Source organism: Streptomyces sp. NRRL B-3229, assembly GCF_000719505.1.
Lineage (GTDB): Bacteria > Actinomycetota > Actinomycetes > Streptomycetales > Streptomycetaceae > Streptomyces > Streptomyces griseorubiginosus.
The window spans coordinates 1-230 of record NZ_JOGP01000164.1; the positions used below are offsets into that span (position 1 = coordinate 1).

Here is a 230-nt window from a genome sequence, read left to right on the forward strand (position 1 = left end):
CTCGATCCAGGACTGCCGACCACGCTGCCGGGCGATCGGCGTGTAATACCACCGCACCCGACGATCCACCTGCCCCGCCAACTCCGCCAACACCGCATTACCCGCCAACTCCATCACCTTCGCATGAAAAAGCGCATTCAAACCCACCGCCGCATCCACATCATCCGCAGCAACGGCCCTCTCCCCCTCCGCACACAAAGCCTCCAAAGCAGCAACACCCTCACTGCCCG

At 63.0% G+C, this 230-nt stretch carries 1 protein-coding gene; it reads right to left on the reverse strand.

The genetic code is table 11. The features are described 5' to 3' along the window. Nucleotides 1–230, reverse strand: a 230-nt coding sequence (locus IF54_RS0139250) for an FCD domain-containing protein (protein WP_037821301.1), incomplete at both ends; no start/stop codon positions are given.